Here is a 25870-nt window from a genome sequence, read left to right on the forward strand (position 1 = left end):
TTTTAACGCCGCGCATACTGAGATTCCGCAGGTGCGCGGTATTTGACATTGAGGTGTGGTGTTTCTAATCTGACATGTCCTTGAAGGCGCGAAGTCAAGCAACTCTCCAATGCACCGCTTACCAACAAAGTGCGCTCTGCCGGATACGGCGCTATACCCGTCTCAAAAAGTTCCTCAATCTTGGCGATAAGACACGCGGAATAGGTGACGTTCGGGGTCGGCGTTAAGAAAAACTGCGTAGACACTGGCACTGGCTCATCCTTGAGTTTCGCGGCGAAACAGTAGTCACGGACCGCACCGTTAAGCATCAAAAGTGTCGCCCTTAATCCGTCGTTATATTCAATGAAATAGGCAGATGGGTTCTCGACGAGCCGATAGATTTCACCGTTACGGATCATATCTTGCGTTCGACCGTCTTCATCTGTTAAACCGCACGGTGTATCGCTCCTCGAAAGTGCCGCTTCCAGCAATTCCAGAGACCAACGTCCATCTTCACCTGCCTTCCAGACCTCCTCACCATCTATTAATTGGACAGCAGCGACTCCAGTTTCACCACCTTTTCGGCGTTCTATCATACACTGCATCGCCTCCAAAGCGTGATAATCCATCGGGTCTGAACCGCCAACGCCTACCATGAGCCCCTCTTCTATTTCGCACTCCAACGGCAGTTCGACATCCGGCAATCGCCACGTGACGGGCAGCGACGAACCCGAAAGCACCCCAAAACCGAGCCGGTGTCCGTCGTCTACCATCTCCTTCGCTTTCTCGAAACTGTAAGAGAGGTGTTTATCGTTGAAGATAGGCACAGCGCGTCCGTCTTCTTCAAAAACCTTGACACACTCTTTGAAAAATTCATACCGTGGGTACAACACCTGACTTTTTTCATTCGTAGGATAATCACCGTGTTCGCCAATCGAAAGCACTGCGTCCACAGCGAGTTCATCACCACCGCATCGGAGTGCCTCGGCAATCGTAGGATAAACTGAAAATCCAAATTCTCTGGCACGATCTTCGCTCTGATTGCCCTCTGGTTTCTGGTCAACATAGAGAGAAACGACTTTCATATCTGGTCGGTGCCACGTGCCCTCTTTTGGATAGCCGACAAGAAACCGATCTGCAAAATGTTGCGCATGTGATAGGTAACGGTAGATCGTGGTAATAACTGCAATTCGTTTCATAGCTTCATGTCCTCCAGAAGGTCGAATCTTTTGTTGACTGATACGCGATGTCCAGATGTGGTGTCTCCTGTCTTGTACTATCGGCAAAGAGGCTATCAACACCTGCTGCGACAAGTCCTGTCGTCAACAATGTGCGTTCAACTGGATAGGTTGCCTCGCCTGTCAGAAACATTTGCTCAATATTGTTGACCAGCGGCGAAAAGAAGTTCGCTAATGTCGTCCGCGCGGGTGGCATTGGGAGATACATCTGCGTTGAAAGGATTTCGTCGCCTGAACCGATGTAAGCAGCAAAGTTGAAATCCTGGACCAATCCGTTCATCAGAATCATCGTAGACTTCAACCCATCATTGTGTTCATACTGATACGCGATCGGGTCTTTCACAATCTCCTTTAGTTCGTCCAACGTCGGAAACGGATTGTTAAACCCTGGGCGTGATGGTGTAAGCGTATGACTCCGACAGAGTGCCGTTTCAAAGAGTTCTCGCGACCAGAGTTCGGTGTGATGCGCTTCCCAAAACGCGTCACCGCGATATGCCTGCAGCCATTTCACGCCACTTTCGCCACCTTCGCGCCGTTCTACCATACACTGTAAGGTTTCTAAGGCGTGGAAATCGTAACTATCTACACCGCCGTAGCCGACACATACCCCCTCAGAAACCGGAACACCGAGCGGCATATCAATTGACGGCGTGCGCCACGTAACGGGTAGTGATGAACCCGCCATAAAAGCAAAGTTCATGTCTTGGGAGATGTCGTACATCTCACGCGCCCATTCCCAGTTCCACGAGAGGTGTTTATCATTGAATACTGGCACACCGCGTCCGCTACGTTCAAACACCTCACCCATCTGCATGAAGTGCTCATAGCGCGGATAGAGGCGTTGTCCCTTCTCGTTGGAAGGATACTCGCCGTGTTCCCCGATAATCAGGACCCCGTCAACAGCCAATTCTTCACCGCCGAGCGTAAGTGCTTCGGCAATTGTGGGATACCCCTTCATTGAGGGGAAACGCTCCAGACGGTCGCGGCTGAGGTCATTATCTTTAACCTGTTCAACGAAGAGAGAAACGAGATCCATCGGCGGGTGATGGTGTCGGCTGTTCCACCCATACCCCTCTAAGAACCGATCAACGATGTGCTGTGTGTGTGAGTATTTATGATAAATCGTCGCAATCGCAGCAATTTTGGGTCGTTTTTCCATAATCAACTTCCTTGTTGCAGCCCAACCATGCCAAACGAGAATTATTGGGCTGTGGTATTGAGTTCCGACAGGATTGACTATTATAACGCCCAATCGAGACAAAATCAAGTAAAAAAGTGGAAGTGTTAAAAAGCCGTGAGGCGGAATTCGTCTTTACAAATGAACCGATAAAAGAGATGTTACTGTGGCATTTTGGTCGAAAATATGGTATCCTAATATGCCACATTAATTACATGGAACTTTATCCGATGTCCAGCGAGAGTGAAACTGTTACAATTGTTGCAGTGTTTTATAGTGAAGTGGGTGCTCAGGAAGCGTATAATGATGTCTTGAGTGCTATAAAGGAGGGAACAAAATTCGTTGAGATTACAGGAGATGCCTTAGATTAATTACGAAGAGAGAAGTATATTTGAGGATGTCTCAATCCAAAAATCGGCAGCTAACCGAAAACAAATAAGGAAGGTTTTATGATAAATAAAAGGTTTCTCACTGAAACGTTCACTGTTTTTCTGATGGTTCTGTTGATTTTGGTAAGCGTTGGAGACACGGCTGCCCAAACGGATATTGCAGCCGTGGCAAAACGTGATGCCGAAAGAGATGCCAAACGGGTCTCTAAATTAAAATGGTTTGCCAGCGGCTTTTTCGGGAGTGCGCTGCCTTGTCTTTCGTTGTTCGCTTTACTTTATGGCGACGCCCATGGGGTCTATATTGAAGATGATATTCCCCGTGTCTTTGGACCTGACACACTTTATATGTGTTGTACAGCGGGTATCGGCGCGGGTATGCTGCTGCCGACGGGGTATGCGATCTTCCATTCACCGACGCTCCCTGCTGAGGCGTTTTTAGGGAAATCACCGGATTACATTGCGGCTTACACTTCGGTTGACACTTTGGTTGACAGAAGACAAGCTCGAGCTCAGCGTGCCGCATTCAGCGCAATGGGGTGTCTGACCGGTATATCTGTCGGGACATTGATCCTTTCTACATGCCTCCCAGAAAGTTACGAGACAGAGGACAAGCCATTTTAGTGTGCAGAGTGTCTATCAGGACAAACTGTCTCTTTTGTTAAGTTCGAGCAAAAAACTTGACCTTATTTTCAATTGTGTTCACACGCGCTTTCCCGTTTGAAGACGTGAGTTTAAAAATTAAACGTGGGTTGAAAAATAAAATACAAATATGGATGTAGGCTCTTTCCCAGTAACGGGTGGGGCCCCGGGTTTCACTCGGTTTTTGGTAATTTCAGGTTTCTCTGCTCTCTGAAAACATTGTGCTGTGTGCGATTTTTAGTAGGTCTCCGTTCAACCTATGGGAAACACCCAAGCAAAAACACTTACAGGACGCTTCAATTTTTATTTTCAAACTCACGTTATGTTATACTCACGACATATATCAACAAAAGGTTCTTATGATGTCAACGACGTTTTGCAAACTCTGTTTCATATTTACGGATAGCTAAAATTCAAAGATAGAAAAGATTGGTAAATTCCTCATCTTTTCTCGACCGTTGAGTTCGGTGAGTTCTATTAAGAGGGCAATGCCTACAAGGTCCCCACCTGCTTTTTCAACAAGTTCAATCGTTGCTGCAAGCGTACCACCAGTAGCCAAAAGATCATCGCATAAAAGGACGCGGCTCCCCTTTGGAAAATCGTCTTGATGAATCGTGAGTGTGTCTTCTCCGTATTCAAGGTCGTAGGTCACTTCAAATGTGTCGTAGGGCAACTTCCCTTTTTTACGTACAGGAACAAAGCCTGCCCCCATCCGATACGCAAGTGCAGACGCGAAAATGAACCCTCTTGCTTCGGGTCCTGCGATTATGTCAACTCCCTCACTTTTATAGTGGTTTGCGTAAACCTCAATGACAGCATTGAAAACAGGTGCATTTGCTAAAAGTGGCGTAATGTCTTTAAACATAATACCCGGTTTAGGATAATCAGGTATAGTTCGGATAAATTTAGATAACTCGTACATAACGTTGTAAAACCTCCTGTTATTTTGTATATGGCAATTAGTAGTTTCGGACTTGTGATAATACCAGTTTTGTTCTGAAAATAAGACATATCTTAAAAAGAAAAATATAAGTGCGTTTCATTTCGGCTCTCCTTGTATTAGTACGGGGTTTTACGTCTCCCCACAGGACGCGATTGAAGCGTTTTGTTGCGGATATTTTCATCTGCCTCCGTGGCGAGGTCTTGTGTTTTCACTTCCGTATGAGCATCCTACGCGTTGCCTTAAACCCTCCGGCAGTTAGCGTGTAAAAATAGACACCACTTGCAACAAACTCACCAACGTCATTTTTACCATCCCAATATCCAGCTCGGCCCTTGTTCTGATAGATACCCGCAGGCATGAGTCCCAACGCTAATGTCCGAACTGTTGTTCCATTGATAGTATAGATTGTCACGGTCACCTCTGCTGGTTCGGATAACTGATACGGTATCCATGTCTCTGGATTAAACGGGTTCGGATAGTTCGGCAATAACGTCGTCTTTTCAGGTATAAGGACTGTTAGAAGTCGTTCGAGATTTGCAATTCCCTTTTGGAAAGTGCGCGACCCATCGTCCTCAGCGCGTGCGTGGTCTATCCACGCTTGAACTGTTGCGGGGTCTAATCCCTTTATGTCTTCTATTGCAATAGTAGTCGGCGCTGCGCCGCTTGTTGATTCACCGAGATGTTGTGCAACAAGGACTAGGTCCAAGATGTTAATAGTGCCATCGCTGTTTACATCTGCTGGCGAATTAGTGGATGTGGGTTTCCCCAGGTTTTGGGCAACGAGAACCAAATCTAAAATATTTACCCCTCCATCTTCGTTGACATCCCAAGGTAGGTTGCCTTCCAACATCAGTGAAAGATAAAGCGGACCCGCAGGGATTTCTCTACCCGTGCTATCAACGAGACTGAAGTGATTCAGCCGTAATTGTGTTTCACCCCCTGCTTTTGCTGCGAAAGTTACTGATAAGAGCACGCCTGTGCCACTCACACTGCTGCCACTACTTATTGCGTTACGGATCCCGGTAATCTTACCGGTCTGATTATCAATTGTGCCTTGCTGAAACGCGGTTACAGCACCCGCTGACTCCAGTAAATAGCCTTTATGCACCGCAAGCACTTCGAGAAGCAAGGGGTCAAAAGCGAGGTCAAACTGCCATTCCGCTAAATCGGTCACATTTTCTCCGTATAGGTCAACAGTAAAAGTTTCAGATGCGGAGAACACACCCCCAGAAAGGGCATAATTAGAAAGCGCATATCCAACACCCGCAAAAGGGAGTACTGTATATTCTGCATCTGCTTGGAAGCCAAAGTATCCGCTCCATCTGCCTGTGCCGTTACCCACAGCAACTAACAGTGTATTTTGACCTTGCTTGAGCGTGACAGGAAAAGCCCTTTGGTAATCGTAAGCATTATAATATACGATTCTTTCATGAACCAGGCTGCCATTCAGCCAAACCTTGAGCGTGTCATCATGCCCAACAAACATCCTTGTGTGCTGTTCTTCTGGAGAATTTATGGAGATAGTGCCGTAAATGACACGTTTTTCTCCGTTCCAGCCGATAGCACTTGTCATTTCGTTTATGTTGTTTGCCGCACTTGGTGAAATTTTTAAGGGAGTCCACGCATAGTCGCCAACGATGTCCCCGGGTGATGCACCATGCGTTGCGATGTGTTGCTCTGTAACACTTCCGCCACTTACTTTCGCCAATAGGTCTGTTATGCTCTCAAGATGTTCATCTGGCAACAGGACCCATAACCAGGGTCCCTCTATTTTCGGACCCCCGCGTGTTGGATCTAAGTTGACGGCTGAATCGTCAGGCGGTGTTTCAGGTCGCCCTGGATCAACGATAATGCTCCCCATAAACTTTCTATGTTCTGCTTTTGCAGCCTCCACCCATGCTGGGAGCGCACCGAATCGGTGTTCAAGTTGTGCCTCGTAAAGTGAATTAGGATAGACGTGCGTCCCAAATCCTTCAACATAAGCGTTGCGCGGGATCAAACCGCCCAGTGTTTTGTATCCGATCACACTGCCTTGAGTGATGGTATGTGCGTCGGGCACCCATAGGTCAAAAGTGCTATTCGTAAAAACAGTGTTGTTCCACCGGACGTATCCATCTAAATGGTGCGGCAAACTATCTCGCCCACCGCCAGATGCATGATGGTTCATGCAGATGTAATTATCGAACAATGAATGGCGCGCCTGCGCGCCGTGTGTATCAGGTCCCTTTACTAACGGACCTCGGACATGCCATACAACACTTCCTGCCGCGTAATGCGACACGGCTGCACCATGCCACATCCCTCTGTCGGTATAATCTTCTAAAAATGCCGTGAGGCAATATGTTGAACCAAATAGACTCCCTAAATTATGTCCGAATCTGCCATCAACGATATTACTAACAGCAGTCGTCCCATAAGAATGACCGATAAAATAGGAAGCAATCACATTAGAAATCCGACAACGGCGTATCCATGAATGTGCGGTTTCCCATAATGAAATGCCACCCCGTCCGCCTTGAACTAAATGCTCATAAACTTCATCAAAACTTCCATCAATATGGAGATATTCAAAGCCGATCCCCTCTTGTAAATCAATCCAATGTACACCCATACCGTTACTTAGGTGGGTTACAAGTGGCGCCTTTAGATAGACCCGGTTCCCTTCAATTCTATCAATCTCATGATATTCTCTAAGTGTAATCCCCTCACGGATGCGAGTATACGACTCAGGGAACTCAGCCATGGGTCGTGAGGAATATTTCTCATAATCCTCTCCACGAAGACTAAACCCTCTGATTGCAATATACTTACGGTCTATCAAACTGGTTGCGTTGTACACCTCAAAGGACTTTGCGCCACTGGGATATGACCCGCGGACATTTGTTTTTGACCCCCAATCAAATTCAGCATTGATTGTTTGAAATAAAAATGGTGAATTGGACGCTATGGCGTTATGTGCCTTAATAGTTGTCCCACCGTTGCCTGCCCCTTGCGCGCCGCTCCCACGTACGATTGTGTGATGACCTACAATGACAAACGGCTCTTTTATATCGTTATCAAGTAAAACATCATATTGTCCGGGTGGAAAAAATACGATACAGCTACCAGAAGACGCTGCGTCAAGGACTACTCTGACAGCAGCCGTATCTGACTTATTATCATCAGGGACAGCACCGTAATCGGTCACATTGTAGGTTGGATAGTCAAAATCTTCGGGGATGCCTTCTTCCCCATTTTTATAGCCTGCATAAGAAAAATCAATTAGATCAGGTGTGCCCGCCGGAACAGGTTCTCCGATATATTTCTTATAGATGTTCGGTGTGAGTTGCGCTGAGGCAAGCGGCAACATGAACAAAAATAACAGTGCAGCGGCTGCGCAGTTTCCTATTTTGTTGATCATGGTTGCTTGTCCTCACTATCGTGCAAGAAGAAAAAATAAGGTTTTCCCTTTTCCGCGGACTGAGGATCATATAACCTTTTCTCATCACCAAAGGCAAAGGGAACTCGTAGTTTTACGCTTTTAGACATGACAAAAGCGTTCCTTTCCTTGCAACGGAATCAAGAATCTACACCTATGGTGACAGTATTGTGGAATCGACATTTAACGGTCTTTCAATCAACACAACCGGTGCCTGACAGCAATCACAATTCCCCGGTGCAACAGTGCGGATATAGCATGTATCACAGTAATAGTAGAGATCGTGGAGAACACCGTTGCGGATAGACAAAAAGCGAGTTACCTCCAGCAATTGCGTCTTTGGAAAGACACGACCTTTGATGACCAGGTTCTTCTCAGGCAACCGCTCATCAACAAAGAGCGCCTCCGCTAACGATGTCCGTAAAAGCGTGTAGTATTTCCCATCCTCGGTTTTGACACCATATAGGTGATCATGCTTATTAAAGAGTTCAACCTTATAATGCGTATGCATCTCCTCCGCTAAGCAGACGATATTGCCACGGAGTTCAACGTCTTGCGGCTTCAACTCTTCAGTTGGCGGCTTCGCACCGCTCATCAGGAGGACAAGAACGATGAACAGTGGTGATAATCGTTTAAAATTACGCATTACTCATCTCCTTCAGAAAACTAAATTGTCGCAATCCTGTTTTGATCTTGGCAAAAACCGGTTTTTCGACAACGGAGAAAAACCGAGCAAAAGCCGCCATAGTTAAAGGTTTGCCCAGCGATTTGGACCGGGACCGGGTTGATGTTCATCACGAACCCGTTTAAATTCCTCAGGTGTGGTGACAACCTCTTCAGGGTGCAGTCGGCTCCGGGCAAGGAAACCGGCTTCCGGTTGATAGCCGGTCGGTTTCGCCGCGTCCTGATAGCGCGAATCAACGCTCCATCTGACTTGATTGCTGACATTCGGGATAGAACGATGCGGCGTTAGATTGGTAAATAGGAGAACGCTGCCAAACTTAACAGGAACTACAACCGGATCGACTTCCGGTAATGCATCATTCGGTATCTCAAGATAAAAACGCTCAGAGTGACGATGTCGGAAAACACCGTCCCGATGGACGTGTGGGATGACCTCCATACAGCCGTTCTCAACAGTCGCATCTATCAGCGGAATCCAGATTGTGAGTTGTAAAACCGAATCGCATTTCGGCTCCATATAGCCTGCGTCTTGATGCCATGGGACGAGGGTTCGATCGTGCTCGGGCAGTTTCGGACGGACTCGGTATGCAGGATGACACATAATTTCCGATCCGACGAGCGACTCAGCGATGTCAAGGAGCTTCGGATTGACGAGCAGCTCAAAGAGTGCGGGCCCCGTGTGCGCACCACTAAACACCTTCTGAAATACGACCGAGGATTGCGCCGTAATTTTCGCCAACCGAGTGTCAAACCCTTCCGTCTTAAATTCGGAATCCAGTTCGCCTTCCGCGTAGAGTTGTGATGCTCCAGTGTCAACAATCTCCTCAAACTCAGCGATCAGCGGATTCAGGTCGTCGGAAGAAAGCGCGTCTTCAATTAGGAGATAGCCGTTCTCGTTAAAATCGTGGATTTGGGAATCAGTCAACGCTCTCATAACGCTCCTCATATTTGGACAAGTTCAATTAAAATGCCATCTGGATCCGGCGCGCAGGCGACACCCGCGGCATCCGGCGCGCTTATAGGTTCAGATAGAAATTCGACACCGTTCTGTTTTAAGTCTTTGACAGTCTGCTGAATATCCTCAACAAAAAAGGTGAGCCAACGGACACCCGCTGAGAACTCGCCTGTTGGTGCTGGCGGTGGCGATTCAATATCCATCAACTTGATGAGTGTGTTACCTGCCTTGAGACGGACCTGCCGAAAACCGATAGGCGCAAGCCCCACGTCGCGCGCGAGGTCGTCTGGAATCTCCAGATCCAGCACAATCTCAAAACCCAACTTGTTGTGATAGAAGTCCAACGACGCTGCGAAATCACTACAGGTAATAGCAACGTCAACAGTAGCATGTGATAAGTTTAGCACAAGTTTTTAACCTCCAGTGAGAACAAAGATCGCTTCTCGGAATTGACCGAGTGGACGCGCGTTATAGGTGATGTCCACAGGTATAACAACTCGTCCTAACGTTTCGCAGTGTTGTGGAATTGGAATGGAAAAATCGATGTATCCCTCTGCTTTCGGTGGAAGCGTTGTTTCTCCGGGAACAATTTCCATACCCCATGATGCAGGAAGAATTGGCTGCGCAGTCGCTGTGCGCGGCTCGTCCGAATGGTTCGTTACCCCTACGCGCAGCTGTGCTGTTCCGCCAAGTGCAACTTCTTGTTCATAAGGATAGCAGCGTACCCAGTGTTCGTCCATGCCATAGTTGGCGTGGTCCCAAGGAAAGAGCGCGGTATAACATTTTTCTCGCTCAGCGAGTGTATCAAGCATGCACGCAATCTCAGCATCGGTAAAGTCAAACGCTGGATCGACATGGCAGTTAAAAATATGCGTCGGCTTGAGTTCCTGAATCAGACGCAGGCACTTTTCGTAGCCGACATCCGCACCGAGCAGATTCCGATTGCCGGAGCAGTAGTCATCAATCCCTGCCATCGTGAAGGAGTCCCCCGCAAAGAACATCCGTACGCCGTGTCCCTCGACAAGCAGTCCACCGTGATAATAGGTCTGACCCGGAAAATGGTAGGCGGTCATTGTAAACTCATTCCACTGCCAAGAATCACCGTCCTGTGTGACGCGATCTACCCGCGTAACAGAAGGCGAAATACATGGGAGTCGAAAACCGATCGGATTCGTGATAACCTGTGCGACAACCGTATCCGTTATCGTTTCACACGGGAAAGTTTCTTGAAATTCGGGGATAGCGTTAACGTGGTCGTCGTGGTAGTGCGTTACCCAGAATTGCGTAACCTCCGAAATTTCGTTGTCTGTCTGCAACTGTTGAATCTGTTTAATTACATTTGGCGAGCCACAATCCATGACGAACGCTTCGCCTTTCGGCGTAGCTTGCGAGCCGAAACTTGCTGTAGAAAAGTCGGAGATAATGATCCATGTTGTGCCGAAGTGACGTAAGAATTCGGGAGGCGGTTTTCCTTCACGGATCGGCATGTGCCCGGGATGTCCTTCAAACTCGGTAAAAAGCTGCGGAAAGTAGTGCCGGAGCGCAGAAATCGCCACATATTTATCGTAGCAGTACGCCAACCGCTCCAAAAGCCTGTCAATTGCCCTGTCTGAATTGTCCATGGTGACACCGTGCGTCGGAATAAGCGCAGTTGGCGATGCCTGACGCACCTTTTCAAGGCTCTCCCTGAGTTCATCTCGCGCACCGAGGAACCCGTGATAGTCGCTGGTCTGCTGTCCCTTCTGTAGACTATAGAGTTCCCACAACTGACCTTCGTCGTAGATGAGGTCCCCGGAGAAAGCGAAGCGTTTATTGTCAACATCAATGAGGTAGGTAACACTGCCATCGGTATGTCCAGGTGTTTCAATAACTTTCACGGACGCTGAACCCCACGCAATCTGTGCACCCTCGGCATACGTATCTGTCACTCGGATAGCATCGGCAAGCATGAGATTGTGTGGATGGTAATTGTAGAGGTGCCATCGGTATTGTGGATCGTTCCAAAAGGTTTCGACCTCGGCAAACCATGCTACCTCTTTCTCTGGCACGCCAACACGGACGTTCTCAGCTATCGGGAAACCGATTGTGCTATCGCGATGGTGGTGCGTAAAGAGGATCTGCTCAATATTCGTGATGCCTAACTCCGCGAGTGTTGTATGAAGGGTAGTCCCACTTGGGTCAATGAGCAGCGCGCGATCGCCATCACGGAGAATACCTGTGTTAACATGCCCGTGGTGAATATATAAGTGTTCACTGAGTTTGGAAAATCGGGGATCCATTGAAAATTCTCGCTTTTAGCCTGTTGCTGGAACAATGGTTCAACAATACGCCAATGTGTAAGAATATCTTCAGCAATAACGCCCATTTTCTCCATTTTTTAGGGCTAAAGACGGACGTTGTAGCGCAAACTAACAGTCTACGCTACAAAAAACTATCAAACTCACGTTTATCCAAAAGACTACGCCTCTGCGAACTGCGGCCTGCCGAGGGCATCCGTTCTGCCTTGGCGTTTGTAGTGCGGTAGATGTCCGCCTGCGTCGGCTAAGATCCGTTCTTGGGCAAGCGCGATCCGCTCTGCGCCTTGGTCAGCGATGTTGTGCTGGCAGTCGATGTCTGACTCAAGGTCAAACAGTCGGATACCGTCATTAAAATCAACGCTGGAGAAATACCAACTCTTCGCGTCTTTATACCAGACAGAGTTGACATAACGACAGGTCAGGTATTCACGCGATTCAAAACCGCCTTTGCCTTCAACGAGCGGGAGTAGACTCTGTCCTTGAATCTCGCCAGCAGGTTCAACTTGACTTGCTGCCATAACAGTAGCAGGCACATCCAACGTATAGACGAACTCATCGCACGTTGTACCACCATTTACCCCAGACGGGTGGCTCACGAGCATAGGAATGTCCATTGTGCCAGGATACATAAAGTTCGCAGGCTTGCCGGTGGCTTTATCCGGATTCTCTGCGAAGTTTGTGCCGTGGTCTGCGAGGAACATAATCAACGTATTTTCGCGCAGTCCGAGGCGATCAATCGTATCCACTAACCTTCCAAACCACGTATCCACGAGGGTTACCAAACCGGCGTAGTTGGCTTTAACGCTTGGCAGCCGTTCCTCAAGTTCCGCATCTTTGAGTGAACCGTAAGGGAGGTTGAGACAGATAGGTTCCCGATCTTCTCGGCTACCGTAGAGATCGTAGTAGTGGATGGGGGCTTCCCATGTCTCGTGCGGTGTGAACCCATCAACGTAGAGGTAAAACGGTGTGTTTTCATGGTTATGCTCAACGAATTCAATTGCGGAACGGAACAGTCGAGCGGTGGGCCATGTCTCCTCTGGACGTTCGGGTTGAACGTTCACAATATGTGAGCGGATACGTGCTGGATTCCCGCGGTATCGAGAGACCAATGCCGGATCGGCGTGCGCGCCGCCACGGTATCTGTCTTCGGCTTGACCACGGACAAACTGCCACTGTCGGAACCCTCTTGTGAAGTTCATTCCGGGTACGAAATAGTGCGGTACATCGGCGAAAAAGCCTGTGTGGTATCCATTTTGGACGAGCGATTCAGCGATTGCGGGTTCATCGGACGACATCGGTTGCCAACCCGGCGTATAGACGTTGTCCCACGGTACAGGCGTATACGTACTGAACGGATAGGCGCGTCTGCCGGTATGTAGGGTGCGGCGCGTCGGAATCGTCGGTAAGCATTCCGGGTGTGCGTTCGTAAATCTGACGCTCTGTTCGGCAAACCGTGCTAAATTCGGTGTCCGAATCCAATCGTTACCATAGGGACTGAGATATGCGGTTCGTAGGGTATCTGAAACAACAACGACTATGTTCCAACTCATGTATTTGACCTCCAAGGAACGAGAGAGACACTTTAAAAAAGGATCTCGCAGTAGAATAAGAGATTGGGAATTTTGTGTTGGGACCGCGGACAGCAATACTAAAGTTATTGTGTTGAATTAAGCGGAGTAATCGAAAACAAGGACATCCTCAACAAGTGGACGGATGTGTTCGCCTGCTACCTGACGGTGAAAAGGATGGGGTAGATACGCATCGCGTGCCGCTTCGTCTGTGAAACGGACGATAAACCCGTACGCGTACCCTTGACTTTTGCCTTCAGGACTGTTGTTTGTGCCAGCAGTTATAGATTCAATGCCGGGGATCTCGTCAGCCATTCCCATAAGGGCATCGGACAAGGTCTCCAATTGTGCGTTAGTAACCTCCGACTTCAACTTGAGTAGGACGATATGCTCAACCATTATGATTTCCTTCTTCCATAGAGAAATTTGTTTTGGTAAATTCAAGAAAAGTGTTGTATAATCTAAAGTATTACACAAACAGTGTTTTTTTTCAAGTTTTCTGTAGAGTTTGAAAAGCAACCTACAAAGGAGGGTCAAAATGAGACTGATTTATGTTTGCATGGCAACACTGTTCCTTGTTGCTTCGTTAATTGCCTTCGCCGAAAAGGTGGAAGTCACGAATATAGAAGACAATAAGAACGGTGCTTATCAAGCCACTGAGTTGGAAGAAAAGGGGAAATTTTTCCACGATAGGGACTACACGATTACAAATATCCCGAAAGAATTCCTTGGATTGACACAAGTCTCCACGTCAGCGGACTGTCCCGGTGGACAGGATTACCGCTTAACGTTTGAAATCGACCGACCGGCTTATGTCTACCAAGCATGGGATAGCCGTCATAAACGACCAGAAGACCGTGGGCAAGAGCCGAAGGGTTGGTTTACGGACGGATACACGGATACAGAAAAAACGCTGGTCCTTGATGCGCCACACCCACCCGTTGAGTATTTTATCTACAAATCCAATGAACCGTATCCAGAAGGTAAAGTAGAGTTGCTCGGTATTGATGAGGTTATCGGAGACCCGGTCATCATGTGGACGATCTTCGTTGAAGAAGGGCAGCTTCCGGTAAGCCCAGTTGGGAATTTGACCACAACTTGGGGCGACATCAAGACAGATTAACAGCAGTGTTTCCAAACCGAATTCCATCACAGGCGGACTTCTCAGTCCGCCTTTTATTCTCCTACTGTCTCAAAATTTCACTCTCCTTCTTCCCATAACAAACTCTACAATATAACTGAAAGTAAACTTTCAACCCTTAAATTAGCCGAGAGATATGAATCTATAGCAGCATGGGATTGGGAGGAAATCACCACTAAAAGGGGGCAGGAGAACAGATAGAGTTTCTCGGAAGGGAGACCTACCGGACCTGAAAAAAACTGAGATTACCGGTGTAAACCAAACTGCCCTACCTTGGTTGGGGAATAGAGAAACGGTTAAAAACGTCCTAATAGATGATGCACGCGCCACCGGCACAGACACTTCCGGCCTGCTGTGTGACATCGCCAGCGATGTTGTCCGCCTCGCCTGCCTCAAACTCAGCAACGAGAGACATTGCCTTATCTGTCGGCTCTGATAGACTGAGTTGGAGCGTGTCACTCTGCGTGAAAGTCACGGTACATCCTGAAAACGTGATTGCGACACAGAAGAGACCGAGCAGTACAAAAAGAAAAACACGTTTGTGTATCATAATTAAACCTCAACTTTCCGAAGATCCGCTTGATCCAGTGTATTCGTACCTAAATCAAGCTTACCCGCCGTATTGATGTGGTTCGCGAGCTTAGACACAGAATCTAACTCCAGCTCCTCGCGTTTCTGGTTGACTGTCTGAAGCACCAATACGTCAAGAACAACCGGGTCAGCACTGATAAAAAGGCTACCGTATTTCCACGCGCTTTCGGCGTGATATGTCGGCCCCTTATCGAACGAGGCGACCAGACCATCAACGATATTAAGAACAAGTTTCTCCTTCAAGACCTTATGCTCCAGAATTTCGGCAATAGCCGGGTTGCAATAGCGCGGTTTTCCATGGAATCGGCGTGTGTTATCAACACTCCCGAACGCGAGATTCTTTAAACATCCGCTCACACCCGCCATCGCATGGTGCTTCAAAACGGGGACATTGATGAGCACATCAACCTGCTGGGTAACAATCCGGGAATACCGAGAACGGGTGCTTTCATTCTCTCGACGCGTAATACTATCCTTTTCGCTCTCATAAAACACTTCATCGTCATACCCGATGCCTTCCGTGTCGGAGGCAACAGTTCGCACATCGGTCTCATCCTTGTTGATTGGATAACCGGCGTTTAAGAGATGTTCTTCAAACCGGTCCCAGATAATAATCTGCTTCCGAAGCACACCGGCACCGTATAAACCCTCAACGATTTTATCAACAATGATGGAATGTGTGCTGAGTTCTGGTCCAGCAAGCGGGTTGATTTTTATCCCGACAATATCATCGGGTAGCACAATATCTCGCCACGCCTCTTTAGCGGAGGAACGTCCAGTCAGCTTCATCATCGCCTGATCCATCAGTTCACTCACGGCATCTTCATTGAGCTGATCGTTGTCCCAAACCTTCTTACCAATAGCCTCAACGACAGGCGTAAGAGGCACTGTTTCTGTAGCAGCGTCGGGTTGCAATTGTCCACTACTCAGCTGTGCGAACGCTGGAAGTGTGCTAAGCGCGCCCCCGATACCGCCGACACCCGCAGCAAGTCGAGTTAAGAACTGCCGGCGATCGAGCGTGTTTTGATAGTGCTCCATCTCTTGGCTGTCAGCAATAATGCCTGCTATGACCTTGTCGTTAGGTTTCATCAAAGTTTACCCAATTCTGTGAGAATTTCCGCTGTTGGCACACGCACCGCTACACCATTAAGGGATTTCCAAGCGACTGTTCCGTCCTTCCGAACGATATAGGCGGCAGGACGCGCGATCCGATTGTTGCCAGGATCGACGACGTTGTAAGCAGTGATCGCCTTTTTGTCCTTATCGGAAAGCACCGGAAATTTGAGCCCGTGATTTTGAACCGTCCGTTTGGTATCGCCTTCGTTATCGGAACTGATAGCGATGAGTTCCGCGCCTACAGCTTGAATCTTCGCATAGTTGTCTTGCAACTCACCGAGTTGCCCTCTGCAGAACGGTCACCAGCCACCCCGGTAAAAAATAAGGACGACGTTTTTATCAGCAGCATAATCAGCAAATGCGTGTAATTTACCGTTGCCATCTGGCAATTCAAAGTCCGGTGCCTGGCTTCCAATGCTCAACCCTTGACCTGGATCCAACTTTTCGGGTTCCTGGAGTGCAGTGAGTTCAACAGTCAGTTCCAGTGTTTCATCAGCTGGTATCGGATGCACTGCCACTTCCTTATCTTCATAGCCCACGTGCGCAATTGTCAACGTAAAGGGTTGCTGCACGGGCAGATTTTCAAAGGTGAAAATCCCAGATGCCGTTGTTAAGGTATCGTAAACTTTCCCAGCGTCATCTGTAAGTTGGAGGTTGACCCCAGCAAGCGGTTCACCGGATGCTGCGTTTGTCAAAACACCGCGCAGATGTGAAACAGATGTTTCTAATGCGGCAAGTGCAACTTTGTCCAGTGAAATACTCTGGTCTGGGATGACGGTAACGTTCAACTCCGTCGTTTGGTATCCTTTGGCTGAAATTTGGACAGTGTAGTCTCCCACTTCAGCTTCCTTAACGTGATATTTCCCGATTCCCTGTTGTGTAGAAGAGTGGATGTTCGCGTCCGTACTTGTTGCCTTCACGCCGTGCATTTCAAATTCAATTTGTGCGAGGATTTGCCCGGCTTTCAACAAACGCATGTAGATAGTTACATCCTCGATTAATTCAACATCACCATAAAAAGATCCTGTTGCAGTGGTTTCAACCGAGGCGGTATCCACGGTTTCCTCAATGGGATTCTCTGTTCCGCAGTTCAATCCTGCAAATAACAGCATCGCGAACGCGAACATTTGTATAGCAAGTTTTCGGCTTGCAAGCTGCACCGAAAAAGTCAGTATCCGTTTCATTGTCTTTCCTCTATCTGTCTATCCGCTGCTTGATTCTGCCCCACGTCGTTGTCAGTTTGTTTACAGGTTCAACTGCGGCAGCAGTTTCAACCCCGTCGCTCATGAGAGCATCCATATCCTCTTCTTCCAGAGCGACATTGAAGAGGGCAACATCATCAATAATGCCTTCAGTATACCGGTCATAGTGTCGCGCGACATGAAACACGCCTTCACTGGTGCCGTATCCGTCTTTTGTGTTGAAATCAACCTCGGTTTCCATTTTGCCATCTACCCATATTGAGGCTTTACCAGCATCTGCATCCGCTCTGCCAGCGATAAAGTGCCATTTTTCGTCGGCAATAGGCGTAGTACCATGGGCAGGAAAACTGGTACCGGCACCATCCCGCAAATAGAGACTTACGGTGTTTTTATTTCCGTTGTCCCAAAGCAGATACCACGGTGTCGCCTGTGATGTATCCTCGTAGTTTTTGCCGACGAGCGAACCGCCGACCTTGCTGCCTTTGAAATAGCAGGTGATTGTGAAAGATACTCCCGCCTTAAACCCGACAGTATCTGAGTGTGGCACTTCAACCCAATTGCTAACACCGTCAAATTCAAGGGCTTTACCGAATTTTCCATCTACCCACTTCGCGCCATGGATTTCACCATCGTTCCCGTTTCCTGATGCGTCTGCGGCGGTACCACCTTTCCCTTCGTTAAAGAGCCACATTCCGGTGATATTATCCGGATTAATTTTGGCAAGGCCCGGCAGTGCTATGAACAAAAAGACTGCCATAAAACTCGCAAGCACTATTCGTACACTTTTAGATAAAAACATCAGGCTTCCTCCTTAGATACAAAACAAAATCGTTCCCAATTCACAACTTCAGCCACCTAACCGTGAAATACTTTCTATCTTATAGTATACCACCCACAATGCGCACATGTCAAACAGAATCGTAGAAGACTCGGTTTTCATTTTAGTTGCCAATCGTTTCGGTTTTCTTGTAAAAAATAAGACGCAGCTGGCTAAATGAAGGATTCACAATACACTATAGTATCACAGGTCACTATCAAGAGGGTTCTACTCCGCTGATTTAAGCCTACCCCAAGTGGTAGTGGTTTTTCCTGCAGCATCTACTGCCAAAACACCTTCAATTCCATTGCCGAGTGTCTTAACTTCATCCGCAGAGAGCGGCACATTAAAGATGACAATTTCATCAATGATCCCGCTCCAATGACACCGCCCCTTACCAGCATTACACCCCGCATCTGCCCCGATATAAACCGCCTCAAAAGAATCCCAAGGTTGTCCCACTGCGTCTGCGCTGTTTTGTAGTTCACCATTAACGTAGATATAGATTTTTGTGCCATCCCAGACCCCAACAAGGTAAACCCACTCATTTTCGGGAAGTGGGTCTCCGAGTGCTTCAAATCTCTCAGGCGCGCTCTTGATACGATAATGAAACGACGCTTGGTTAATTCGCCCACCGACATTTTCATGGGCACCGGTTCCAAGTAGATATTGTGACCAACTTGAACAGCCATGCCCCTTCCATATAACACATTTTCCGTTGGGAGGTGCCGTTGCAAAGACCCAAGCGTGGATCGAGAAACCCTCGGAGTCCTTAAAATTCAAGGCTGCCAAACTATCGGGATCCCCTTTCGTTCCGATACGGACGTGGTTTTGTGCGTCAACGCCGCTGAACTCTATACCACCGCCGAATTTGCCTTTTACCCATTTGATATCGCCAACAAATATGCCATCGCTACCGTTTCCAGAAAGATCCGTAACGGTTTCACCTTTACCCTCTTCAAAGGTCCACATACCTTGAATCGTATTTTCGTCAATCTTTGCATCACCTATCAATATCACCGTGAAATTAAGCACGATTATCGTGCTTATAGCGAGCATGTAATTCAGATACCGTTTTGCCAAAAACATAGTGCCTCCTATAAGTCGCGCTTGATTGCGACACCCTCTTTTCAGATAGATTGTTACTTTTAACTTAGGGATAAAAGATTACGATTTTTTAACATATTCAGTAATTATAGCATGTCTATTGTTGAATCTATAGTTGATTTTACAATTAACGTTTTTTGAGTGCATTACCGGGAATAGGTCCGCACTGCTATCCACAAGAATCGGGGTTACAAACCCCTCCCACAAGAGTGATTTGTGACAATTGAATGTCCGTTTTTTGTAAGTCTCACTATAGTTGACAATTCGCCTATCTTTTGATAAAATGAGATTTAACACCAAAAATCAACATCCCTTGAAACCTTAGCGTCCTGTTGGCTTCACAGTCCCGAAATACGAATAGCACCCAATAGACATAAAAATTGGAATATATACCGCGTCAATCGGGTTAAACACATTACGGGTAATTGAACAGCACCAGAAAACCGTCGTCATGTCTCTGAAACGGGTGGGATAGAGGCGCAATCCATGGTGTACCTATAGGGCTTAACTGATGGCTCAAAAGCGAAAAAAATCCCAAAGAAAAATACGAATAGAGGAATGCGCATTGAAAATGCAGGAGCATTTCCAGCACCTCGGCATATCTTCGGTTGAGGCGTATAAGGAATGGTGCCGTGCCCATAATTTTAGTCAGGGTTTGGATAAAAGTCCGCGCCAACGCCAAGACGAACTATACGTTATGACCCGCACACAAGCCACCAAAATGATGTCAAAAAAGAAGAAAGACAGCAACCTGAGAGAAATTCTGCCCAAGATATACAATCAAGAACTACGGTCGGAAAAACTACAGAATTCGGTTACCAGAGCCATTTCGGAAACTTTTGAGAGCAGCATAGCCCCGAAAGTTCTCTTGAAACTCCTGTTATATCTCGAAGACAATTCAGACTTGTTAAAAGAGACCGCCTATGTTCAAGGCATCGCGGCACTCGCAAACCATCATGAAAGTTGGATTCGATCCGTTGAGACGTGGAAAGTCAAGAAACATAACCGCGACCGCCAGTTCTCCGAACTCGCTCGCCACCTACTCGCGGCTTATGAAGTCCCGCTTTTTATGGATAGTGTCTGGTTTAATGGAAATGTAACGCACCAAAACTGGTTCAAACACATCGGCACTGGTCAAAATATCCGAACCACACCGGATATTCCTATACCGCTCACGAAAAAGATGGCGCACCACTTCCTTAAGGCACCGAGGCATTATACAATTGAGGAGGCACTCCGTTGGGGACAAGTACACGCCCTCGGTGGTGATAAGTATTTGGCGGACGCGCTTCGGGGAACACGACTGACCGAAACTTTTAGCAACGATGATTTCTGGATAAACGTGATCCGCTTCTTTATTGCGAATCCGATGTTGGATGTCAGTCATGTGAACCCGATTATCGATTATATCTGGCATCAGAAATACGAGAACCGTCGCGTTTTCATTGAGAGAGGGGTTGCGAGAGAAATTGGACCGGCACAACCGAACTTCAGCATGCGCCAGAGAACCCCTGAAACGCTGCTCCACCAAGTCGAGGAATGGCACGGCGAACTCGGTAGAGAATCGAAAGACAGAGAACTTGAGTGGCACGGTTCAGAGATCGGTGAATTTCATCTGTTAGAAGGGAGTGAGGAGGCACGCAATATGAAATTCTGGTCTATTCGAGAACTGCTCAGCAGCGACGAGCTGATAGACGAAAGTCGGATACTACGGCATTGCGTTTCAACCTATGCGAGATCCTGTCATACCGGACGGTCATCGATTTGGAGCATGGAAATTGAAGATGAAAATGGACGACGCAAAATTTTGACGATTGAGGTTGCACCACGCGAAAAAGCTATCCGTCAGGTTCGAGGCAGGCGGAACCGTTTACCAACACCTAAAGAGAAAGACCTATTAGGAAAGTGGGCGGAACAAGAAGATTTGCAACTCGCTGGATACATATAGCGGTAGAGTTGTCAGTTATCAGTACTCAGTTGTCAGTACTGCGTCTGACTATTAGAGAGTCATTGTCAGAACCAGGTTTTTAGGATTATACCAATTATGGAAGAAACCGAGATGATAACAAGGGGGCCGCAATTGGCAGATCGAAATTACTGGAGAACTGAATGACTTTGGTTGAGAGAAAAAAGTTGATTTCTTGATACAATTGATGCTAAACTATCTATAGTAGTCTTAGTCGGTGTAAACCACTCGCTGGGACAATTTCAAAGGAAGATTTAAAAATAATGAGGCGAACGATTGAAGAAGGATGTGAACAAATCTATGAATCAGAATGGTAAAAGGACAGTATACTAATGCTTGAATCAAACCCAACAACCGATGCCCTCAATACCCTCCGAGAAAAACTCCGCGATATGTTTCATTTCGCACATAACGACCTCGATTTCGGTATTTTTCGTATTCTCAAAATTAAGCATGATGAAGTCAATCAATTCATTGACGAAAAGTTGCCCAGCATAGTAGACGAATCACTTGTTGAAGTCGCTAAGACACTTCACAATAGTCAACTTGCTGAAGTGAAAGAATATGTTAAGAAAGAAGGCGGTGCAACGGAGCAAGGTTATCTTAACGATGTACCCGGTAATCTTCAACTGCTCATCGATTTTCTTGAATATAAACGGCAAGACGAACTCATTGCACCACTCCAGATTAATCCCGAGGATCTTAAATCCAAACTTGCCTTCAGCGTCTATAACCACGTCCACAGTTTTTTTGAAGGCTACTACCGAGATGGTGACTTCGGCTATAACGATAGAAGTACCGCACACTACAAAGTAAATTATCCAGACGAGTCAGACTATAACGGTGCAGACACTCTTTTCCACTGGAAATGTCGCGACAGTTACTACGTCAAAACAGCCACCGGTTTTAATAGTGTTGCCTTTGAAGTTGAAGGAAAACGGATTGAGTACCGGTTGGAAGGAAAGGCGAATTCCAGTATCGCACAGAATAATAATCGCGACGATTTCAAACACTATCGCTTTGATAGGATCGAACCTCCGAAACCTGACGATACTGAGCCAACATGGCGTGTTATCCTGCATTTGGCGGAGACTTCAACACCGAAAGTTGAGATATACCGTGAGATGAGCGCGCAAATTTTCAGTGAAACGGACGATGTAGACCTTTATCTCCACGAAAGTATCAATAAAGGTGCGGAACTGGGTAAACCGATTTTTAAGGGCCTCGCCAACACCTATGACAAGGTAAACGATGGCAGATTACAAGGTATCAAAGCGTTGCACATCAACTTAGAAAGTTATGCCGATAAGTTAGCAAGCCATCTTGACTTCAATGACCTTGGCAAAAACAAGACAGAGCGACAAGCGGCACTTGAAAAACGTCCAACAGTCTTACGGTTCCATACCTTTGACAAAAATCTGAATACCTTCTTCGTCGGTATGGATTCCGATTACTTTATCCACAAGGATTTGGATAGATTCCTGAAAACCGAGCAACGCCGATATATCCAGAACATTATCCTCGGTGATTTAGACACCCTTTTGAATCCCAGTCCTGAAAATCCTGCATTCGCTATTGCAACAGCATTCTGCAACGTCACTGACGCGGTGATTGCACTGCTCGTTGCTGTTGAGATGTTTCAAAAGCAGCTATTTCTGATGAAGAAAAAGGTCATCACTACCGATTATCTCATCTCTGTAGGTAAAATTTCGGAGGCAACAAAAGATGACCCTGTGCAACGTGAGATACTCGTCAAGCAGATTCTGGAAAATGAAGCACAACTTAATGACTGGCGTGAAACCTTTGGTATCGACGTTACAGAGCAATTGCCATTGCTTGAAGGGTTGTATCCTACGTTGCCATTAGATACACAATATTTTGAGGAAGGTTTTGTTGACAAACTCCTTTCACTATTTGAGAACTTAGAAGCGCAAATTGACGGTGTACTATTGAACAGCGAAAATTTTCAGGCGTTGAATTTGCTTGAGGAAAAATATAGAAGCAGATTAAATTGTGTATATATTGATCCTCCGTATAACACTCAAGGTTCTCCAATTCTATATAAAAACGATTACAAACATTCTTCTTGGTTATCGTTAATGTGCGACCGGCTTTTGTTATCAAAAAAGTTTTTGCCGAATGAAGGGATCATTTGTGTTGCTATTGATGATGTAGAGATCTCGCCATTGCGATTCCTTTTAGGGGATATTTTTCAGAAAGAGTTAGGGATCGCTGTAGTGCGTTCTAATCCACAGGGGCGAGCAAGAAAAGGTTATCTCTCACCAGCACATGAATATGCACTTTTCTTTGGAAAATCGGGAGCATCACCCGGTAGTTTACCAAAGACAGAAAAGCAGAAAAACAGTTATCCACACCAAGACGCACAAGGACGTTTTACATGGGACAATCTAATCCGGCGGCCTCCGGGCGATAACAGGGTAGATGTGCCAACTATGTTTTATCCGATTTACGTTAAACACGATAATACTATCCGAATTCCAGATATGACATGGGATGAATCAACACGTTCTTACAATATTTTAGAAAAACCTGATGAGAATGAAGTACCTGTCTGGCCTATTAAAGCAGGGGTGGAAAAAAGGTGGCGACATGGCTGTGAAAAAGTATCAAGAGAAAGAGACGAATATCGAGTTCGGCGCGCGGAAAACATTCGCGTAGAATATAAATCGCGTATGCAGGAAGACGCTGTCCCGAAAACATGGTGGAGTGAGGGAACTTATGCTGCAGCTCGTTATGGAACAACAGCATTGGAGGAAATTTTGGGAAATGGCAACTTCAATTTTCCAAAATCAGTTTACCTCGTATCTGACTGTTTGCTGACTTCCGGTCTAATATCGAACGGAATGGTATTGGATTATTTTGCAGGTAGCGGAACAACAGGGCACGCCGTCCTCAATCTTAACAAAACTGACAACGGTGACCGCAAATTTATTCTCGTTGAGATGGGCGATTATTTTGATAGCACTTTGAAGGAGCGGATTCGTCGCGTCATGTTCTCCGAAAATTGGAAAGACGGTAAACCAAACGAGAGCAAGAAAATTGATGGCACCGTCGGCATCGTGAAGTACCAAAAGTTGGAACAGTATGAAGATGTTCTCAACAACCTCATAACCTTACCACCAAATGATAACACTGAAACAGAGGTTCCCGTTAAATACCTCTATCGCCCCGAGGAACAGCAGATTCGGTTGATAATAGATCTACGTTTCCCATTTTCCAATCGTATCACTTATGGCAAGGATAGCACGGAAGGCACTGTAGACCTGCTGGAAACTTATTGCTATCTCAAGGGACTTCCAATTCACCGTCGGCTGCGGTTTGATTTTGTTGATCAAGTCTATCGGGTTGTTCAAAGTGGTAAGCGATTGGTTGCTTTCCGTAGTGTAACCGAGGAGGACGACACACCTCGGTTATTGGAAATTCTGGAAGATCCACGGTTAGAAGACATCACACAGTTAGACGTTAATTACGATGCAAACCAACAGGCATTACTTGACAATTCTGACTTGCAGCAGGTCAACCTCATCACGACTTCGGATTTTGACACAGGGTCGGTATGGGACACTGTTGATGGATAATTAAAAAGCACTTCTACAGATGTTTAGGAAAACTAATGGCACTTTACCAAGACTACGAAGCAAAAATCCTCACCGAAAACGAAATTGATATCCAAAATGACGGGATTAAGCGAGATATTGAGTTGTACGATCCAGATCAAGCGTTACAACTACCCACTGAACCGTTAAAACGGATCCAGGTTTACTTAGACGATTACAATTATCTGACAGATCAGGATTTTAAGCTTCGTTACTATCAGGTATTAGCACTACTTTTCACTGAATGCTTTTTTGCTGATTGGCAGCAATCAGACGGATATGATGAGAATAGCAGACCAGAGACACAGCGGATGCTGGCATATTGGATGGCGACAGGCAGTGGAAAAACCGTTGTCATGCATCTTAACATTCTTCAGTACTGGCACCTTTTCTGCAAAAAAGACAATGCCCGTCTTCAAATCTTTCTAACAACCCCCTTAGCAAATCTGATTAAGCAGCATGAACGCGAGTTAGAACCTTATATTCGTCAACTCAATGAAACTTATCATAATCGGATCGAACTTATAATCGACACAACCCAAGGGCTTTTGCAGAAGGAAGACAACTATTTCCATTTGCCAGATGACGGAGAAATTCGTCGTCTCATTTTAGTAGACGAAGCACACATCGGTTTGACAAGCCAACAATCCGGTAAGTTCAGAGAACTTCGAAATCGTCTTAATGTAGGGAACTCCTTTCTATTTGAGTATTCCGCTACCTTCCACAACGTCGCCAAAGAACTGAAGGACGAATACGATAACGCAATCATCTACCGATACGATTATGCCCGATTTTACGATGATGGATATGGCAAAGATCATTTTTTCAAGTCAATTGACAAAAATCAGGTAACTTCCGAATCCGAGGAAGAAATTAAGGATAATCTGGATGAGTGCCTCCGAAAAATGGAAGAAAAGTTACAGACCTTCAACAGAATCCAAAACAATGAACAATATGACAATGACCTGACTGCCTATCGTCCCTTAATGGCGTTTATGGGACACACCGTCGAAAATCTGAAAGAGG

21 protein-coding genes are annotated in these 25870 nt (G+C 46.6%); 6 read left to right on the forward strand and 15 right to left on the reverse strand.

Translation table 11 applies throughout. The features are described from left to right. Positions 1–2: 2 nt before the first annotated feature. Together OXH00_23450 and OXH00_23455 are read right to left on the reverse strand one after the other, a co-directional pair. The gene (locus tag OXH00_23450) at positions 3–1178 is read right to left on the reverse strand and encodes a hypothetical protein (protein ID MCY3743981.1); all 1176 of its coding nucleotides are present in this window, start codon (positions 1176–1178) and stop codon (positions 3–5) included. A gap of 4 nt (positions 1179–1182) precedes the next feature. Next, positions 1183–2376, reverse strand: coding sequence for a hypothetical protein (locus tag OXH00_23455; GenBank protein ID MCY3743982.1), 1194 nt, complete (start codon positions 2374–2376; stop codon positions 1183–1185). Positions 2377–2492: 116 nt separating this feature from the next. Between OXH00_23455 and OXH00_23460 the strand changes: the two genes are divergently transcribed. Both OXH00_23460 and OXH00_23465 read left to right on the forward strand, forming a co-directional pair. Beyond that, positions 2493–2765 carry a hypothetical protein gene (locus tag OXH00_23460; protein MCY3743983.1) on the forward strand — a complete coding sequence of 91 codons (273 nt, stop codon included), beginning with the start codon at positions 2493–2495 and terminating at the stop codon, positions 2763–2765. A 78-nt stretch (positions 2766–2843) separates the two neighbouring features. After that, a complete protein-coding gene (locus OXH00_23465; protein ID MCY3743984.1) occupies positions 2844–3404 on the forward strand; it encodes a hypothetical protein in 561 nt (186 codons plus the stop codon). 424 nt (positions 3405–3828) lie between these two features. Here the strand turns inward: OXH00_23465 and OXH00_23470 are convergent, their stop codons facing one another. The 8 genes from OXH00_23470 to OXH00_23505 form a co-directional block, all read right to left on the reverse strand. Beyond that, entirely contained in the window at positions 3829–4344 is a 516-nt protein-coding gene (locus tag OXH00_23470) for an adenine phosphoribosyltransferase (GenBank protein ID MCY3743985.1), read from the reverse strand. A gap of 229 nt (positions 4345–4573) precedes the next feature. Then, on the reverse strand, positions 4574–7765 hold the full coding sequence (locus OXH00_23475; GenBank protein MCY3743986.1) for a DUF4955 domain-containing protein: 3192 nt from the start codon (positions 7763–7765) through the stop codon (positions 4574–4576). A 172-nt stretch (positions 7766–7937) separates the two neighbouring features. Next, on the reverse strand, positions 7938–8429 hold the full coding sequence (locus OXH00_23480) for a hypothetical protein (protein MCY3743987.1): 492 nt from the start codon (positions 8427–8429) through the stop codon (positions 7938–7940). 102 nt (positions 8430–8531) lie between these two features. Then, the gene (locus OXH00_23485; protein MCY3743988.1) at positions 8532–9401 is read right to left on the reverse strand and encodes a phytanoyl-CoA dioxygenase family protein; all 870 of its coding nucleotides are present in this window, start codon (positions 9399–9401) and stop codon (positions 8532–8534) included. A gap of 8 nt (positions 9402–9409) precedes the next feature. Further along, positions 9410–9829 (reverse strand): VOC family protein, encoded by a 420-nt coding sequence (locus OXH00_23490; GenBank protein MCY3743989.1) that lies wholly within the window; start codon positions 9827–9829, stop codon positions 9410–9412. Positions 9830–9835: 6 nt separating this feature from the next. Continuing rightward, positions 9836–11701 carry an MBL fold metallo-hydrolase gene (locus tag OXH00_23495; GenBank protein ID MCY3743990.1) on the reverse strand — a complete coding sequence of 622 codons (1866 nt, stop codon included), beginning with the start codon at positions 11699–11701 and terminating at the stop codon, positions 9836–9838. 179 nt (positions 11702–11880) lie between these two features. Further along, entirely contained in the window at positions 11881–13269 is a 1389-nt protein-coding gene (locus OXH00_23500; protein MCY3743991.1) for a sulfatase, read from the reverse strand. A 117-nt stretch (positions 13270–13386) separates the two neighbouring features. Beyond that, the gene (locus OXH00_23505) at positions 13387–13686 is read right to left on the reverse strand and encodes a Dabb family protein (protein ID MCY3743992.1); all 300 of its coding nucleotides are present in this window, start codon (positions 13684–13686) and stop codon (positions 13387–13389) included. A 139-nt stretch (positions 13687–13825) separates the two neighbouring features. On the opposite strand from OXH00_23505, the gene OXH00_23510 reads away from it, so the two are divergent. After that, the gene (locus tag OXH00_23510) at positions 13826–14410 is read left to right on the forward strand and encodes a hypothetical protein (GenBank protein MCY3743993.1); all 585 of its coding nucleotides are present in this window, start codon (positions 13826–13828) and stop codon (positions 14408–14410) included. Between the two features lie 325 nt (positions 14411–14735). On the opposite strand, the gene OXH00_23515 is transcribed toward OXH00_23510, so the two are convergent. The 5 genes from OXH00_23515 to OXH00_23535 all read right to left on the reverse strand — a co-directional run bounded on the left by OXH00_23515 (position 14736) and on the right by OXH00_23535 (position 19243). Next, positions 14736–14978, reverse strand: coding sequence for a hypothetical protein (locus OXH00_23515; GenBank protein ID MCY3743994.1), 243 nt, complete (start codon positions 14976–14978; stop codon positions 14736–14738). 2 nt (positions 14979–14980) lie between these two features. After that, positions 14981–16108, reverse strand: coding sequence for a DUF362 domain-containing protein (locus OXH00_23520; protein ID MCY3743995.1), 1128 nt, complete (start codon positions 16106–16108; stop codon positions 14981–14983). After that, positions 16108–17064, reverse strand: a complete 957-nt coding sequence (locus tag OXH00_23525; GenBank protein ID MCY3743996.1) for a redoxin domain-containing protein — start codon at positions 17062–17064, stop codon at positions 16108–16110. Before OXH00_23525 ends, OXH00_23520 begins: the two co-directional genes overlap by 1 nt. A 265-nt stretch (positions 17065–17329) precedes the next feature. Next, the gene (locus tag OXH00_23530; protein MCY3743997.1) at positions 17330–18136 is read right to left on the reverse strand and encodes a LamG domain-containing protein; all 807 of its coding nucleotides are present in this window, start codon (positions 18134–18136) and stop codon (positions 17330–17332) included. A 246-nt stretch (positions 18137–18382) separates the two neighbouring features. Then, a complete protein-coding gene (locus OXH00_23535) occupies positions 18383–19243 on the reverse strand; it encodes a LamG domain-containing protein (GenBank protein MCY3743998.1) in 861 nt (286 codons plus the stop codon). A gap of 589 nt (positions 19244–19832) precedes the next feature. On the opposite strand from OXH00_23535, the gene OXH00_23540 reads away from it, so the two are divergent. From OXH00_23540 to OXH00_23550, 3 genes are all read left to right on the forward strand, one after another. Beyond that, a complete protein-coding gene (locus tag OXH00_23540; GenBank protein ID MCY3743999.1) occupies positions 19833–21209 on the forward strand; it encodes a PcfJ domain-containing protein in 1377 nt (458 codons plus the stop codon). 350 nt (positions 21210–21559) lie between these two features. Continuing rightward, a complete protein-coding gene (locus OXH00_23545) occupies positions 21560–24826 on the forward strand; it encodes a site-specific DNA-methyltransferase (GenBank protein ID MCY3744000.1) in 3267 nt (1088 codons plus the stop codon). 35 nt (positions 24827–24861) lie between these two features. Then, a partial coding sequence (locus OXH00_23550) for a DEAD/DEAH box helicase family protein (protein ID MCY3744001.1) occupies positions 24862–25870 on the forward strand: 1009 nt, incomplete at its 3' end.

It is taken from the genome of Candidatus Poribacteria bacterium, assembly GCA_026706025.1.
GTDB lineage: Bacteria > Poribacteria > WGA-4E > WGA-4E > WGA-3G > WGA-3G.

Bases quoted from the DNA above. Each gene is read 5' to 3' on its own strand.
- OXH00_23450 (MCY3743981.1), bottom strand. From the start codon at position 1,178: ATGAAACGAATTGCAGTTATTACCACGATCTACCGTTACCTATCACAT.
- OXH00_23455 (MCY3743982.1), bottom strand. From the start codon at position 2,376: ATGGAAAAACGACCCAAAATTGCTGCGATTGCGACGATTTATCATAAA.
- OXH00_23465 (MCY3743984.1), top strand. From the start codon at position 2,844: ATGATAAATAAAAGGTTTCTCACTGAAACGTTCACTGTTTTTCTGATG.
- OXH00_23470 (MCY3743985.1), bottom strand. From the start codon at position 4,344: ATGTACGAGTTATCTAAATTTATCCGAACTATACCTGATTATCCTAAA.
- OXH00_23475 (MCY3743986.1), bottom strand. From the start codon at position 7,765: ATGATCAACAAAATAGGAAACTGCGCAGCCGCTGCACTGTTATTTTTG.
- OXH00_23480 (MCY3743987.1), bottom strand. From the start codon at position 8,429: ATGCGTAATTTTAAACGATTATCACCACTGTTCATCGTTCTTGTCCTC.
- OXH00_23485 (MCY3743988.1), bottom strand. From the start codon at position 9,401: ATGAGAGCGTTGACTGATTCCCAAATCCACGATTTTAACGAGAACGGC.
- OXH00_23495 (MCY3743990.1), bottom strand. From the start codon at position 11,701: ATGGATCCCCGATTTTCCAAACTCAGTGAACACTTATATATTCACCAC.
- OXH00_23500 (MCY3743991.1), bottom strand. From the start codon at position 13,269: ATGAGTTGGAACATAGTCGTTGTTGTTTCAGATACCCTACGAACCGCA.
- OXH00_23505 (MCY3743992.1), bottom strand. From the start codon at position 13,686: ATGGTTGAGCATATCGTCCTACTCAAGTTGAAGTCGGAGGTTACTAAC.
- OXH00_23510 (MCY3743993.1), top strand. From the start codon at position 13,826: ATGAGACTGATTTATGTTTGCATGGCAACACTGTTCCTTGTTGCTTCG.
- OXH00_23515 (MCY3743994.1), bottom strand. From the start codon at position 14,978: ATGATACACAAACGTGTTTTTCTTTTTGTACTGCTCGGTCTCTTCTGT.
- OXH00_23520 (MCY3743995.1), bottom strand. From the start codon at position 16,108: ATGAAACCTAACGACAAGGTCATAGCAGGCATTATTGCTGACAGCCAA.
- OXH00_23530 (MCY3743997.1), bottom strand. From the start codon at position 18,136: ATGTTTTTATCTAAAAGTGTACGAATAGTGCTTGCGAGTTTTATGGCA.
- OXH00_23535 (MCY3743998.1), bottom strand. From the start codon at position 19,243: ATGTTTTTGGCAAAACGGTATCTGAATTACATGCTCGCTATAAGCACG.
- OXH00_23540 (MCY3743999.1), top strand. From the start codon at position 19,833: ATGCAGGAGCATTTCCAGCACCTCGGCATATCTTCGGTTGAGGCGTAT.
- OXH00_23545 (MCY3744000.1), top strand. From the start codon at position 21,560: ATGCTTGAATCAAACCCAACAACCGATGCCCTCAATACCCTCCGAGAA.